This window comes from Glycomyces algeriensis (assembly GCF_027622855.1).
GTDB classification, from domain to species: Bacteria; Actinomycetota; Actinomycetes; order Mycobacteriales; family Micromonosporaceae; genus Glycomyces; species Glycomyces algeriensis.
Window position 1 is genome coordinate 53,962 of record NZ_JAPZVR010000022.1, and the last position, 13,614, is coordinate 67,575.

General features: G+C 69.1%; 10 protein-coding genes and 1 pseudogene. 5 read left to right on the forward strand and 6 right to left on the reverse strand.

Annotated features, from left to right (window positions below):
* Window positions 1–455: 455 nt before the first annotated feature.
* Window positions 456–866 (reverse strand): superoxide dismutase, Ni, encoded by a 411-nt coding sequence (sodN, locus tag O2L52_RS23645; RefSeq protein ID WP_243901056.1) that lies wholly within the window; start codon window positions 864–866, stop codon window positions 456–458.
* A 188-nt stretch (window positions 867–1,054) separates the two neighbouring features.
* On the opposite strand from sodN, the gene O2L52_RS23650 reads away from it, so the two are divergent.
* Together O2L52_RS23650 and O2L52_RS23655 are read left to right on the forward strand one after the other, a co-directional pair.
* Window positions 1,055–2,017, forward strand: coding sequence for a zinc-binding dehydrogenase (locus O2L52_RS23650; protein ID WP_270118616.1), 963 nt, complete (start codon window positions 1,055–1,057; stop codon window positions 2,015–2,017).
* A 133-nt stretch (window positions 2,018–2,150) separates the two neighbouring features.
* Window positions 2,151–2,645 carry a hypothetical protein gene (locus O2L52_RS23655; protein ID WP_270118617.1) on the forward strand — a complete coding sequence of 165 codons (495 nt, stop codon included), beginning with the start codon at window positions 2,151–2,153 and terminating at the stop codon, window positions 2,643–2,645.
* Window positions 2,646–2,735: 90 nt separating this feature from the next.
* Here O2L52_RS23655 and O2L52_RS23660 read toward each other — a convergent pair whose 3' ends face one another.
* From O2L52_RS23660 to O2L52_RS23680, 5 genes are all read right to left on the reverse strand, one after another.
* The gene (locus O2L52_RS23660; protein ID WP_270118619.1) at window positions 2,736–3,626 is read right to left on the reverse strand and encodes a carbohydrate ABC transporter permease; all 891 of its coding nucleotides are present in this window, start codon (window positions 3,624–3,626) and stop codon (window positions 2,736–2,738) included.
* Between the two features lies 1 nt (window position 3,627).
* The gene (locus O2L52_RS23665; protein ID WP_270118621.1) at window positions 3,628–4,572 is read right to left on the reverse strand and encodes a carbohydrate ABC transporter permease; all 945 of its coding nucleotides are present in this window, start codon (window positions 4,570–4,572) and stop codon (window positions 3,628–3,630) included.
* A 21-nt stretch (window positions 4,573–4,593) separates the two neighbouring features.
* Complete coding sequence (locus tag O2L52_RS23670) at window positions 4,594–5,934, reverse strand: extracellular solute-binding protein (RefSeq protein ID WP_270118623.1); 1,341 nt, start codon at window positions 5,932–5,934, stop codon at window positions 4,594–4,596.
* Between the two features lie 269 nt (window positions 5,935–6,203).
* Window positions 6,204–9,989 carry a multifunctional oxoglutarate decarboxylase/oxoglutarate dehydrogenase thiamine pyrophosphate-binding subunit/dihydrolipoyllysine-residue succinyltransferase subunit gene (locus tag O2L52_RS23675; RefSeq protein ID WP_344473203.1) on the reverse strand — a complete coding sequence of 1,262 codons (3,786 nt, stop codon included), beginning with the start codon at window positions 9,987–9,989 and terminating at the stop codon, window positions 6,204–6,206.
* A gap of 315 nt (window positions 9,990–10,304) precedes the next feature.
* Complete coding sequence (locus O2L52_RS23680; protein WP_143015085.1) at window positions 10,305–10,658, reverse strand: STAS domain-containing protein; 354 nt, start codon at window positions 10,656–10,658, stop codon at window positions 10,305–10,307.
* Window positions 10,659–10,942: 284 nt separating this feature from the next.
* Between O2L52_RS23680 and O2L52_RS23685 the strand changes: the two genes are divergently transcribed.
* From O2L52_RS23685 to O2L52_RS23695, 3 genes and pseudogenes are all read left to right on the forward strand, one after another.
* Window positions 10,943–11,662: a response regulator transcription factor gene (locus tag O2L52_RS23685; protein WP_270118629.1), complete on the forward strand. Its 720-nt coding sequence runs from the start codon at window positions 10,943–10,945 to the stop codon at window positions 11,660–11,662.
* On the forward strand, window positions 11,659–13,176 hold the full coding sequence (locus O2L52_RS23690) for a sensor histidine kinase (RefSeq protein ID WP_270118631.1): 1,518 nt from the start codon (window positions 11,659–11,661) through the stop codon (window positions 13,174–13,176). Before O2L52_RS23685 ends, O2L52_RS23690 begins: the two co-directional genes overlap by 4 nt.
* A 161-nt stretch (window positions 13,177–13,337) precedes the next feature.
* Window positions 13,338–13,614 (forward strand): annotated as a pseudogene (locus tag O2L52_RS23695) (Rv1157c family protein); the annotation flags it as partial.

The window sequence follows — 13,614 nt, forward strand, 5'->3', positions numbered from 1 at the left end:
ACTGAGGGGACGAAGGACTTCCGCCCTCACGCTGCAAAGGATAATCGGGTCGGCTCCGCAGCGCGGAACACCCCGGCTGAAATCCCACTCCCGTGGACCCGAGGCGGGCCGGCGGCGAAGCGCTTGCCTCCGCCTGGCCGCCCTGCTGCGGATCATCGGCCCTGCCCGGCCGCCCCGTGGCGACCCAGCCGCCCGCCGGGCCGACTGCGGTGCGGCATCCACCCCGTGCTGCGCCGAGGCACCGGTCCTGCCGGATCGCCATACGGCGACGTATCCGATCCGCCGGGGCCGTCCTACGGCGAAGCGCCGCCTCCTGCGGCCCGTCCTGCGGCGACCCATCCGATCCGCCGGCGCCGTCCGACGGCGAAGCGCCGGCGCGTCCGGCCCGTTCTACGGCGAAGCGCCCGCCCCGCTGGCCGCGGTGGCGGGCGCTCCTCACGGATGCTCAGCGGGCGCTAGGCCTGCTTGGTCTCCCAGAAGATCTTGGCGATCTCGTCGATCTTCGCGAGCAGCTCCTCGGCGACCTTCGGGTCGGCGGAGCCCTTGGCGCCCGAGGCGCCGGCCAGCTTCGTCGCCTCGTTCACGAGGGTGTGCAGCTGCGGGTACTTCTCGAAGTGCGGCGGCTTGAAGTAGTCGGTCCACAGCACCCACAGGTGCTCCTTGACCAGGTTCGAACGCTGCTCCTTGATGATCAGGGCGCGCGTGCGGAACTCAGGGTCCTCGTTGGCCTGGTACTTCTCGCAGATGGCCTTGACCGACTCCGCTTCAATGCGGGCCTGCGCCGGGTCGTAGACCCCGCACGGCAGGTCGCAGTGAGCCGAAGCCGAGATCTGCGGCATGAGCCGCTTGAACAGAGGCTTGAACATTGCCCCTCCGCTTCTTTTCAGTGGTGTGATTCCAGTGCCGACCCTACCTCTCCGGGGGGCGATTTCGGCCCGGCCCCTACAGTTAGAGACCCAGCGCGGGGCCGCACGGAAGGCCATGCTGGACAGTGCAAACGCCGATGCCATGAGCTCCGGCACCGCAAGCGCCGCAAAGATGGAGGTCAATCCAGATGCTCGCCGCCTACGCCAGTGCAGTGAACCCCGACGACCCTTTCGCCGCCCTCTCGGTGGGTGAGATCGAGCCTCCGGACGTTCCCGAGGACTGGACGCGCGTCTCCGTCGCCGCGGCCTCGCTCAACCACCACGACCTGTGGTCGCTCGCCGGCGTCGGCCTCCGCGCCGAGCAGTGCCCGATGATCCTCGGCACGGATGCGGTGGGCCGCACCGAGACCGGGCATCACGCCGTGGTCTATCCGGTCATCGGCGATGCCGCGCTAGACGACGAGACCTTGGACCCCAAGCGGACCCTGCTCTCCGAGGTGCACCCGGGCACGCTCGCCGAGTACGTGTCGGTGCCGGAGCGGAACCTCGTCCCGGCCCCGCCGGGGTGGACCGCCGCCGAGGCCGCATGCCTCCCGACCACGTTCCTCACCGCCTGGCGGATGCTCACCACCCGCGGGCGCCTGCCCGCCGACGGCGCCGTGCTCGTGCAGGGCACCGGCGGCGGTGTCGCCACGGCCGCGATCCTGCTCGCCAAGGCCCTCGGCGCCCGCGTCTACGCCACCGGCCGCGACCCTGAGCGGCGCGAGCGGGCCGCCGCGATCGGCGCGGTCCCGGTCGAGGCCGGGGGCCGCCTGCCCGAGCGGATGGACGTCGTCATCGACTCCGTGGGCGCGCCGGTCATGTCGCACTCGGTCAAGTCCCTCAAGCCCGGCGGGCGCCTCGTCAGCTGCGGCGTGACCGGCGGTCCGGTCGCCGAGGTCGACATGCGGCACGTCTTCTTCAAGCAGCTCGAGATCCTCGGCTCGACCATGGGCACGCGGGACGAACTCGTCGAGGTCGTCCGGTTCTGCGCGGAACGGGACGTCAGGCCCGTCATCGACGCCACGTTCGCGCTCGCGGATGCCGAGCAGGCGCTGCGGCGCCTCGCCTCGGGCGAGGCGTTCGGCAAGGTCGTGCTCGTCAACGAGTGAACACAGCGTCGTAAGTACGACACTGGAGCCGCTTTCTGCCGGGTTCGCACCACGCGCGGGCCCGCCTGCGTTCACCCTGTAATGGATGTCACCGCCGACGGGGGTTCGCGGTTGCACAAGGGGGAGAGCGGCCATGTCAGTAATGGGTCGGGTCAAGGGCGGGTTCAAGTCCGCCGCCGGGAGCACGTGGGTCGTCACGAAGAAGCTCCTGATCAGAGTCGCGATCGCGGCCGCCATCATGGTCGTCGCCGTCGCCCTGGCCAGGCACGGGGAGAGCGCCGCGTCCGAGACCGGGGGCGTCGAGACCTCCGGGACCGAGGCGCATCCGATCAGCGCGCAGCGGGCGATCCTCTCGGAGGGCTGGGCCGACGAGCAGCTCTTCCTCTGCACGTACCGCGTCGACGCCACGTTCGGCGTCTCGATCTTCACCGAGACCAGCTGGAGCTCGCGCCGCCTGGTGCGCCTGCTCAACGACACCGAGGTCCAAGGGGCCTGCTCGTCCACCGACGGCGAGAAGGCATTGGGCTGCAAGGGCCTCGAATTCGAGACCCAGTGGATCCACGTCCGCCACGGCGACACGGTCGGCTACACGCCGGCCTCCTGCCTCGTCGGTGACGGCATCTTCTAGCAGGCACGGGTACCAAGGGAGGCGATTGGACGGTATCGGGGATGCGAAGCGGGGTCCGGCAGCAGCCGGACCCCGCTCGTTCTTGCTCGCTTACTTCAGGCCGACGCCCGCGACGCCTTCTACGATCCGCTTCTGGAAGATCAGGAAGACGATGAGCAGCGGCGCGGCGCCGAGGACCGCGGCGGCCATGTTCTGGGCGTAGAACAGGCCGTAGCCGCCCGCGACGACCTGCAGGCCCACGGGCAGGGTCATCATCGACGGGTCGCTGGCCACCAGCAGCGGCCACAGGTAGTTGTTCCACGAGCCGATGAAGGTGAAGATCGCGACGGCCGCGATGATCGGGCCCGACATCGGGAGGATGACGTTCCACAGCACCCGGAAGTGCCCGGCGCCGTCGAGCTTCGCGGCCTCCTCGTAGTCCTTCGGGATGGCGTCGAAGAACCGTTTGAGGATGAACACCATGACCGGGGCGACCACCTGCGGGAGCGCCAGGCCCCAGTAGGTGCCGCCCATGTGCAGGGCGTTGACCAGGTCGAACAGCGGGATGATGAGCGCCTGGCCGGGGACCATGAGGCCCGCGATGATCGCGCCGAACAGCACGTTCTTGGCCGGGAAGTCGAACCGCGAGAACCCGTAGGCGGCCGTGACGCACAGGACCAGGGTCAGCACGGTGACGATCACCGAGACGATCGTGGAGTTGAGCATCCAGGTGAAGTGGTCGCCGCGCTCGAACAGGACCTTGTAGCCCTCGACCGACCAGGTCTCGGGCCACCAGTGGATGTCCTGGCCGAGGCTCGCCTCGGTCTCCGTCTTGAACGAGGTCGACAGCGCCCACAGGAGCGGGAGCAGCCAGAACACCGCCAGGAGGGTGGCCGCGACGTACACGATGACGGCGCCGACGGAGGGGCGCCGGAACCGGCGCCGAATCGTGCGGGGCTCGGTGGGGGTGGCCGCGACGGAAGTCGCCTGCGCTGCGGTCATGTCAGGACTCCTTCCGGGAGAACAGCCGGAACTGGAAGATGGAGATGATCAGGATGAGGATGAACAGCACATAGGACAGTGCCGAGGCGTAGCCGATGCGGTAGCCCTCGAAGCCGGCGATGTAGATGTAGTGGATCGCGACCTCGGACTCGCGGTTCGGGCCGCCGCCGGTCATGATGTACATCTGGTCGAAGATGCGCAGGGATGCGATGAGCTGCAGCACGATCACCATCGCGGTGGTGCGGTTGAGCAGCGGCAGGGTGATGTGCCACAGCTGGCGCCACCAGCTCGCGCCGTCGATGCTCGAGGCCTCGTAGACGCTCGGGTCGATGGTCTGGAGCGCGGCCAGGTACAGCAGGAAGTTGAAGCCCACGGTCCACCACACGGTGGTGATGACGACCGACCACATGGCCATGCCGTTCTCGCCCTGGTACCAGACCGTCGGCGCCGAGGCGTCCTGGAGCCCGAGGAGCTGCAGGTAGTGGTTGAGCAGGCCGCCTTCAGGCTGGTAGATCCACATCCAGATCATGGTGACCACGGAGACGGGGACCACGAACGGCGCGAAGAACGCCATGCGCAGGAACCAGCCGAGCTTCCGCGCCCGGTTGACCAGGAGCGCGAAGACGATCGCGAGGACGACCAGCGGCGGCGTCGAGTACAGGGTGAACTCGGCGGTGTTGACCAGCGCGTTCCAGGCGCGCTCGTCGCCGAAGGCCTCGACCCAGTTGTCGAGCCCGACCCAGGAGGCGGGGCGGCCGGTGAGGCTCTTGTCGGTGAAGGAGTAGTAGAGGCCGAGGAAGGTCGGCCAGATCAGGAAGAGGGCGTAGAAGGCCACGAAGGGGAGCACGAACCAGAGTCCGGTCCACGACTTCTTCTTGCGCGGGGCGCTCGGGGGCCGCGTCATCGCGGCCGACGCCGCTGCGGGCGTCGCGGTTTTCACAGTCATCGGGAGTCCTAATGGAACGATTCAGTCGACCGGGTTGGGAAGGGCGAGAAGGGTGTGGATCCGGTCCTTCATGAGCTCCAGCGCTTCTTCGGGCTTCATCGCGAGCGAGTAGACCTGGAGGAAGATCGAGCCGGTCTCGTCGAAGAGGCGGGCGGCGGAGCCGGAGAACCACACGTCGGGGTCGAACTGGACGTTCTCGACGACGCCGGAGTACTCCGCGTTCGGCTGCAGCGCCTGGTACTCGGGGCTCTCGGTGACGGGCAGGTAGGACGGGGTGTGCCCGCCGCCCTCGCCCCAGCGGTAGCTGTTCTTGAGCATGTAGGCGGCGTACTCGACCGTGGCCTTGCGGACCTCGGGGTCCCAGCTGTTGTGGTGGGGCAGCACGAACGAGTGGCAGTCGCCCTGGGTGCGGCGGTTGCCGAAGAAGGCCGGCATCTCGGTCATGGAGAACCAGTCGGGGTTGTCGCCGCCGAAGAGCTTGAAGCGGTTGATCTCCCAGTTGCCGACCTGGACGAAGGCGGCGGCGCCGTTCTCGAAGTTGGCGGCGCACTGGGCGCCGTCGGAGAAGGTCGGGCAGAGGCCTTCCTCGGCCATGAGGTACATGGTCTCGATGGCCTGGAGCGCCTTGTCGTCGTCCATCTCGAAGTCGTCGTCGCCGAAGGTCATCTCGCCGTCCGCCTGGCGGTACCAGGCCCAGAACTGGCGCCAGCCGCCGAACGTGTCGAGCGAGGTGCCGAACTCGCCGGTGACCTCCTTCGCCGCGCGGAGCAGGTCGAAGTAGGACTCGCGTCCGGTGGTGTCGATGAGGGTGCCGTCGGGGTTGAGAGCGCCGATCTGCTGGCAGACGTCCCGGTTGTAGTAGTTGACGAGGGCGTGCGTGTCGAGGGGCAGCGCGTAGAGGCGGTCCTCGTGGAAGCACTTCTCCCAGATCTTCTCGGGGAAGTCGGCCGCGTCGATGCCGGCTTCGGTGAGCTCGTCGATCGTGATGGCGTCCAGGAGCGTGTCGGGCGAGACGCTCTTGAGCCGGGAGAGGTGGATGGTGGCGATGTCCGCGGCGTTGCCGCTGGAGGCGCCCATGACCAGGCGGGTGTAGAACGGGGTGCCCCAGCCGAAGGTGGTGGCCTCGAGTTCGACGTCGGGGTGCTCGGCCGAGAAGTTGCCGTGCATCTCGGTCATGATGGCGCCGTCGGCGCCGGCGAGCAGGTTCCACTGCTTGACGCGGGTCTTGTCGCTCAGGCCTCCGGTGACCGAGCCGCAGCCGGCCAGGCCGAGGCCGGCGGCCGCCGCCGTGCCGGTGAGGAGTGCCCGTCTGGAAGGACCGCGTTTGAAGACGGAGCCAGGGGGCGAGGGATGATTCGGCATCAATGCATCACTCCAATGTGATTCTTCGTCGGGGAGGGCCTGTCGGGGGGTGGGCCGTGGAGCCATTGTTATCGTTCTCATCAGCGCGGTCAAGAGCGGACATCGGAAGAAAACGATATTGCAATGTCCGTAAAGTGCCTTGTCGCTGAAACGTTACCGGTAAAGTTACGGATTGCGCGACAAAGTTCGCACGGCAAGCTCGCACGACAAAGGGGAGGCCGGAAGGCCTCCCCTTTCGTCGCTTGCGGTGCGGCGCTGCTGTGCCGGTGCTACTGCGGGCGCGGGACCGCCACGTCGACCAGCGCCTGCTGCTCGACCTCGTGGACCTTCGGCGAGCCGGTGGACGGCGCGGCGGCGGCCGGGCGAGAGATACGGCGCAGGTGGACCCCGCCGAGCTGCTCGAGCAGGTTGAGCGCGATGTGCGACCAGGCGCCCTGGTTCGCCGGCTCCTCCTGGACCCAGGCGGTGTCGGTCGCGTTCGGGAACGCCTCGAGGGCGCTCTTCAGCTCCTCGGCGGGCAGCGGGTAGAGCTGCTCGACGCGCAGGATGGCGGTGTCGGTGACGCCGCGGTTCTCGCGGGCGGCGGCGAGGTCGTAGTAGACCTTGCCGGAGCACAGGAGCACGCGCTTGACGTCCTCGGCGCGGATCTGGCCGCTCTCCACGGCGGTGTCGCGCAGGACCGGCTGGAAGCGGCCGGTGGTGAACTCCTCGAGCTGGCTGACGGCGGCCTTGTGGCGCAGCAGCGACTTCGGCGTGAAGACGATGAGCGGCTTCTTGACCGGGTCGAGGGCCTGGCGGCGCAGCAGGTGGAAGTAGTTCGCCGGGCTCGTGGAGTTGACGACGCGCATGTTCTCGTCGGCGCACAGCTGCAGGAACCGCTCGATGCGGCCCGAGGTGTGGTCGGGGCCGGCGCCTTCGTGGCCGTGGGGGAGCAGCAGGGTGATGCCGGTGTGCTGGCCCCACTTGGCCTCGCCGGAGGAGATGAACTCGTCCGTGATGGTCTGGGCGCCGTCGACGAAGTCGCCGAACTGGGCCTCCCACAGGACCAGCATCTCGGGGTTCTCGACGGAGTAGCCGTACTCGAAGCCGACCGCGGCGAACTCGGAGAGCAGCGAGTCGTAGACGAAGAACTTCGCGGCCTGCTCGCCCAGGTGGGCCAGCGGCGTGTACTCGGCGCCGGTGGCCTGGTCGACGACGACGGCGTGGCGCTGCACGAAGGTGCCGCGGCGCGAGTCCTGGCCGGCGAGGCGGATCGGCTTGCCCTGCATGAGGAGCGAGCCGAACGCGAGGGTCTCGGCGTACGCCCAGTCGACGGTGCCCGAAGTGGACATCTCGCTGCGCTTCTCGAGGACCTTGCGGACCGCCTTGTGCGGGCCGAAGCCCTCCGGCAGGGTCGTGTGGGCCTTGCCGATCATGGCGATGGTCTCGGCGTCGACGGACGTGTCGATGTTCGCGACCGGCTCGGGCTGGTGGCGCCACGGCAGCGGGCCGGTCTGCCCCGCCAGGGCCTCCTTGGTCTCGCGGAAGACCCGTTCGAGCTGGGCCTGGTAGTCCGCGAGCGCCTCCTCGGCGTCCTCCATGGTGATGTCGCCGCGGCCGATGAGCGCGCGGGTGTAGAGCTTGCGCACTGACTGCTTGCCGTCGATGACCTGGTACATCTGCGGGTTGGTCATCTTCGGGTCGTCGCCCTCGTTGTGGCCGCGGCGGCGGTAGCAGACCATGTCGATGACGACGTCCTTGTTGAACTGCTGCCGGTACGCGAAGGCGAGCTTCGCGACCTCGCACACGGCCTCGGGGTCGTCCCCGTTGACGTGGAAGATCGGCGCCTGGATCATGCGGGCGACGTCGGTGCAGTACAGGGAGGAGCGCGAGTGGGCCGGGGCGGTGGTGAAGCCGACCTGGTTGTTCACGACCACGTGCACGGTGCCGCCGGTGCGGTAGCCGCGCAGCTGCGAGAGGTTCAGCGTCTCGGCGACGACGCCCTGGCCCGCGAAGGCCGCGTCGCCGTGGATCGCCACGGGCATGACGGTGAAGCCGTCCTCGCCCAGGTTGAGGCGGTCCTGCTTGGCGCGGACGATGCCCTCGAGCACCGGGTTCACGGCCTCCAGGTGCGACGGGTTGGCCGCGACCGACACGACGGTCTCGGAGCGCCCGTCGGGGGAGGTGAACTTGCCGGTGAGGCCGAGGTGGTACTTGACGTCGCCGGAGCCGCCGATGCTCTTGGGGTCGATGTGCCCCTCGAACTCGGTGAAGATCTTGGAGAGCTTCTTGCCGACGATGTTGGCGAGCACGTTCAGGCGGCCGCGGTGCGGCATGCCGATGACGACCTCGTCGATGTCGGCCGTGGCGGCCTCGTTGAGGACCCGGTCGAGCAGCGGGATGAGCGACTCGCCGCCTTCGAGGCTGAACCGCTTCTGGCCCACGAACTTCGTCTGCAGGAACGTCTCGAACGCCTCGGCGGCGTTGAGGCGGCCGAGGATGTGCTTCTGCTCCTCGACCTTCGGCTTCTCGAACGGGACCTCGATGCGGCGCTGGATCCACGCGCGCTCCTCGGGGTCCTGGATGTGCATGTACTCCACGCCGACGCGGCGGCAGTAGGAGTCGCGGAGCACGCCGAGGATGTCGCGCAGCTTCATGCGCTGCTGGCCCGCGAACCCGCCGACGGGGAAGGTCCGGTCGAGGTCCCACAGGGTGAGGCCGTGCGACAGGATGTCGAGGTCGGGGTGGCGGCGGATCTCGTAGTGCAGCGGGTTCGTGTCGGCCATGAGGTGGCCGCGCACCCGGTACGCGTGGATGAGCTCGATGACGCGGGCGTTCTTGTCGATCTGGCCCTCGTGGGTCTTCGACACGTCGCGGACCCAGCGGACCGGCTCGTAGGGGATGAGCAGCGAGCGGAAGACCTCGTCGAAGAAGCCGTCGCCGAGCAGCAGCTTGTGCAGCGTGGCGAGGAACTGGCCGGACTCGGCGCCCTGGATGATCCGGTGGTCGTAGGTCGACGTCACGGTCATGATCCGGGAGACGCCCAGGTCGGAGAGGGTCTCGTCGGAAGCCCCGGCGAACTCGGCGGGCACCTCCATGGCGCCGACGCCGACGATGAGGCCCTGGCCCTTCATCAGGCGCGGCACGGAGTGGACGGTGCCGATCCCGCCGGGGTTGGTGAGCGTCAGCGTCGCCCCGGCGTGGTCCTCCATCGTGAGCTTGTTGTTGCGGGCCTTGCGGACCAGGTCCTCATAGGCCTGCCAGAACTCGCGGAAGTCCATCGACTCGGTGTTCTTGATCGACGGCACGACGAGGGTGCGGGTGCCGTCGGGCCGGGCGAGGTCGATCGCCAGGCCCAGGTTGATGCTCTCGGGGGTGACGAGCTGCGGCTTGCCGTCCACCACCTTGTACGAGGCGTTCATGCCCGGGTGGGCCTTCACGGCCTGCACCAGCGCGTAGCCGATCAGGTGGGTGAAGGAGACCTTCCCGCCCTGGCCGCGCTTGAGGTGGTTGTTGATGACGATCCGGTTGTCGAACAGGAGCTTCGCGGGAACCGCACGCACCGAGGTGGCCGTGGGGATCTCCAAGGACGCGTCCATGTTCTGGGCCACCTTGGCCGCAACGCCTTTGAGCGGCTTGGTACCGGCAGAGCTTGCGGAGCCGGCGGGGGCGGAGACGGGCTCGTTCACAGTCGGGGTCGCCTTCTTCGCGGGTTCGCCCTGTTCGGGGCGCGGCTCGGGGACCGCAGCGGGAGGTTCAGTGCGGGGTGCGTCGGTGACGGACTCGACCGGCGCCGCCTTCGGCGCGGGCTTCGGCTCCGGCTCGACCTCCGGCTTCACCGCGGCGACGGGCGCCGGAGCGGGCTTCGCGGGCGCGGCGGCAGGGGCCGACCCGGCCTCGGCCTTGCGCTCGCCCTCATCGGTGAACGACGCGCCCGACGGATCGCCGCCGAAGAACTCGCGCCAGCCGGCGCTGACACTTTCGGGGTTTTCGCGGTAACGCTCGTACATCTCGTTGACCAGCCATTCATTGGCACCGAAATCGGTCAACGGATTACCCGGAGTCGCACTCGACACGACTGAATCGCCTCTTCTTTGACGCTGCGTGGACGGGGACGGCAGTCCCCGGACTCAAGGGTAACCGGGGGGAGGAAAAAGTGTAGTACCGGTAACGCCGTTGCGGGGCCGGTCACTCAAGCCGCAGTGAATGTGCTGCGCAGCAGGGGGAAACGCGTGGAAGTCTCGTTCACCACAACGGCGTTTCGCACAGCCGCCCAGGCCCCGATGTGCGCAGAAACGGCCCCGCGAGCCGCCCGGAACACCACCCGAAAGCGCGAACGCGCCCCGGCCGGAACCGGGGCGCGATCGAAGACGTGCGAAGCGCGGGCGGACCTAGCCGGCCGCGCTGCGCTCCTTGCTCGAGAACGTCTCGGTCGGCTCCTCGAGGAGCTCCTCGGCACCGACGACGGTGAACAGGCGGGTGATGAAGCGGTTGGGATTGACGACGGCCAGCGCGACGCCCATCTCGCGGGCGATGCGGTAGGCCACCACGATGGTGCCGATGCCGGTGGAGTCGAGGACCGTCACCTTGGCGACGTCGACCCGGATGGCAGTGGCGCCGCCCGCCTCGAGGGCGTTGGTTATCGTCTCGCGGATCTGCGGCGCGGTCGCGTAGTCGACTTCGCCCGCCAGCTCGACCGTGACGACCCCTGCGTCGGTCGTGGCAGTCTCGATTGACAGCGTCATGAACTCACCTGATTCGGTAGGGTCCCGAGCACGTGACGTGCTCGGCTGCGACACAAAGTCTATCCGACCGGTACGACGGAGAACAGTTCGCGCGCGCCAGTTTCCCGCATAGGCGCACACACTTCTGATAAAGGTCACTCGAACGTGTTTCACGCGGGTGCGCAGCGTCACGGCCGAACGGTGTGACCGCTCGCGGACGGCTTGGCACACCCCAGGCGCGGGCGTATGCTTCACAACCACCCGTGACCTGCGGTCCGCTGACCCGCCGAACCTGTGAGAGGCCCATGCCGCTTTCGACTAGCCAGCCGAACGCCGAGACCGAGGCCACCCTGCTCGTCGTCGAAGACGACGAGAACATCTGCGAGCTGCTCTCCACCTCCCTCCGGTACGCCGGCTTCGCCGTCCACGGCGTCGGCACCGGTGACGAAGCCCTCCGCTCCATCGCCCGGCACCGCCCCGACCTGGTCGTCCTCGACGTCAACCTGCCCGACTTCGACGGCTTCGAGGTCGTGCGCCGCATGCGCTCGGGCTCCGACCACACCCCGGTGCTCTTCCTCACCGCCCGCGACGACACCGCCGACACCGTCACCGGCCTCTCCGTGGGCGGCGACGACTACATCACCAAGCCCTTCGCCCTCGAAGAGGTCGTCGCCCGCATCCGCGCGGTCCTGCGCCGCTCCTCCGGCGAACTGCCCCGCCCCTCCCGCCTCCAGTACGCCGACCTCGAACTCGACGAGGAGACCCACGAGGTGTGGCGCTCCGGCAAGGCCGTGCAGCTCTCGCCCACCGAGTTCAAGCTCCTGCGCTACTTCATGATCAACGCCGGCCGCGTGCTCTCCAAGGCCCAGATCCTCGACCACGTGTGGCGCTACGACTTCCGCGGCGACGACGGCATCGTCGAGTCCTACGTCTCCTACCTGCGCCGCAAGATCGACACCGGCGAGCCCAAACTCATCCAGACCCTCCGGGGCATCGGCTACGTCCTGCGGGAGCAGCATCGTTGAGCGCACCTCGCGTACTCGAGGGCGTCCGCGACAAGTGGGACCGGACGCCGCTGAGGGTCCGGCTCACCGCGGCCGTGCTCGTCCTCGTGGCGGGCTCCCTCATCCTCATCAGCGTCTCCACGATCCTCGCGCTGCACTCCTACTTCCTCGGCACCGTCGACGACGAGCTCAGGACCCAGCTCACCAGCTGGAGCCCCGACACGTTCGACCCCGAGTACGACGAGGACTCCGATGAGGCGCCGGGCCTGCGCCCCGAGCAGTACGTCTTCAGCCTCGTCTCCCCGACCGGGAGCCGCCACGACCGGCCCGACGACCGCGCCGACTACCCCCTCTTCACCTACGACCAGCTCGCGGCCGCCAACGGCGAGGCGTTCACCGCGCTGAGCGCCGACGGGGCGACGCGCTGGCGGGTGCTGGGCCTGCCGGGCTCCGAAGTGGGCAGCAAGTACGAGGACTACGAGCCCGAGGAGCACAACCTCGACGCCGACTCGTACTACGTGCTCTCCTACAAGCTCTCGCACTTCGACAAGACCGTGGCCGGGCTCGTGTGGGTCGACCTGCTCATCGGGGCGGGCGTGCTCGCCGGGCTCGCCGCGATCGGCGTCGGCCTGGTGCGGGCGAGCCTCTCGCCGCTGCGGCAGATCGAGAACACGGCGGCGATGATCGCGGCCGGGAACTACTCGCGCCGGGTGCCCGACCACGACCCGAGCACCGAGGTCGGCCGGGTCGGACGCGCCATCAACTCGATGCTGACGAAGGTGGAGGGCGCGATCCGCGCCCGTGAATGGTCTGAGCAGCGCGCGCACGACTCCGAAGAGCGGATGCGCGAGTTCATCGCGGACGCCTCGCATGAGCTGCGCACGCCGCTGACGAGCGTGCGCGGGTACGCGGAGCTGGTGCGCACCAACCCGCAGATGCCCGAGGCGGACCGGCAGCAGTACGTGGGGCAGATCGAGGAGGCCGCCAAGCGCATGGGCCTGCTCGTGGGCGACCTGCTGCACCTCGCCCGGCTCGGGCAGGAGCGGCCGGTCGAGACCGAGCCGGTGGACCTGGCCGTGCTCGGCCACGAGGCCGTGGCGGCGCACGCCGTGATGGCCGAAGGCCACGAGTTCCGCTTCAGCTGCGTCCCCGGACCCTCCACTGTGGTCGCCGCGGACCGGGCCCGGATGCGGCAGGTGCTCGACAACCTCCTGTCGAACGCGGTCCGCCACACCCCGGAGGGCACGAGCATCGGCGTCGAGGTGGCGGCCGAGGACGACACGGTGCGCCTCACGGTCGCCGACGACGGCCCCGGCATGACCCCCGAGACCGCCGAGCGGGTCTTCGAGCGGTTCTTCCGCTCCGACTCGGTCAACCACCCCGGTTCGGGCCTCGGCCTCGCCATCGTGGCCGCGATCGTGAAGGCCCACGGCGGAACCGTCAAGGTCGACTCTGAGCCCGGCGAGGGCACGGTCTTCACAGTGGTCCTCAACGCCGAACCCCCGGCCGCCGAATTCACGGGCTCCGGCGAGTGAAGCTTGGAAAGCTTTAATGGATGTCAATGCCCTGCCCGCCCGCGGCAGGCGCCCCGATCCCGCTGACCTGTGGGCCCGCGCCTGAAAGGGACGCGGATCATTAAAGGGTTTTAAGGCGTTTTCGCAGCGGGCCGCGAGCTGGGCCCGGCATGCTGCCTTACATGAGCAGCACTGAGAGCACGAAGGGCCCCGAGGGGACCGCACCGCAGGGCCCCGACGGGCCTCGCACCCCCGACACCGCGCCCGAGCCGGCGGCCGCACCCGCCGCCCCGGCCCCCGAGCAGGCCGCGAGCCTGCCCCCGAGCACCGCGCCCGCCGCGGGCGACACCGCCGTCATCGGCGCGCCGGCCCACGGCACCGCGCCCGAGCAGCCGTACGCCGCGCAGCCGCAGGCCGCCGCGGCACCGCCCTACCCGGGCGACGCCGTCGGCGCCGCGC

What these genes read in the sequence shown, in the direction of transcription:
- sodN (WP_243901056.1), bottom strand. Translation starts at nt 866, where the DNA reads ATGTTCAAGCCTCTGTTCAAGCGGCTCATGCCGCAGATCTCGGCTTCG.
- O2L52_RS23650 (WP_270118616.1), top strand. Translation starts at nt 1,055, where the DNA reads ATGCTCGCCGCCTACGCCAGTGCAGTGAACCCCGACGACCCTTTCGCC.
- O2L52_RS23655 (WP_270118617.1), top strand. Translation starts at nt 2,151, where the DNA reads ATGTCAGTAATGGGTCGGGTCAAGGGCGGGTTCAAGTCCGCCGCCGGG.
- O2L52_RS23660 (WP_270118619.1), bottom strand. Translation starts at nt 3,626, where the DNA reads ATGACCGCAGCGCAGGCGACTTCCGTCGCGGCCACCCCCACCGAGCCC.
- O2L52_RS23665 (WP_270118621.1), bottom strand. Translation starts at nt 4,572, where the DNA reads ATGACTGTGAAAACCGCGACGCCCGCAGCGGCGTCGGCCGCGATGACG.
- O2L52_RS23670 (WP_270118623.1), bottom strand. Translation starts at nt 5,934, where the DNA reads ATGCCGAATCATCCCTCGCCCCCTGGCTCCGTCTTCAAACGCGGTCCT.
- O2L52_RS23680 (WP_143015085.1), bottom strand. Translation starts at nt 10,658, where the DNA reads ATGACGCTGTCAATCGAGACTGCCACGACCGACGCAGGGGTCGTCACG.
- O2L52_RS23685 (WP_270118629.1), top strand. Translation starts at nt 10,943, where the DNA reads ATGCCGCTTTCGACTAGCCAGCCGAACGCCGAGACCGAGGCCACCCTG.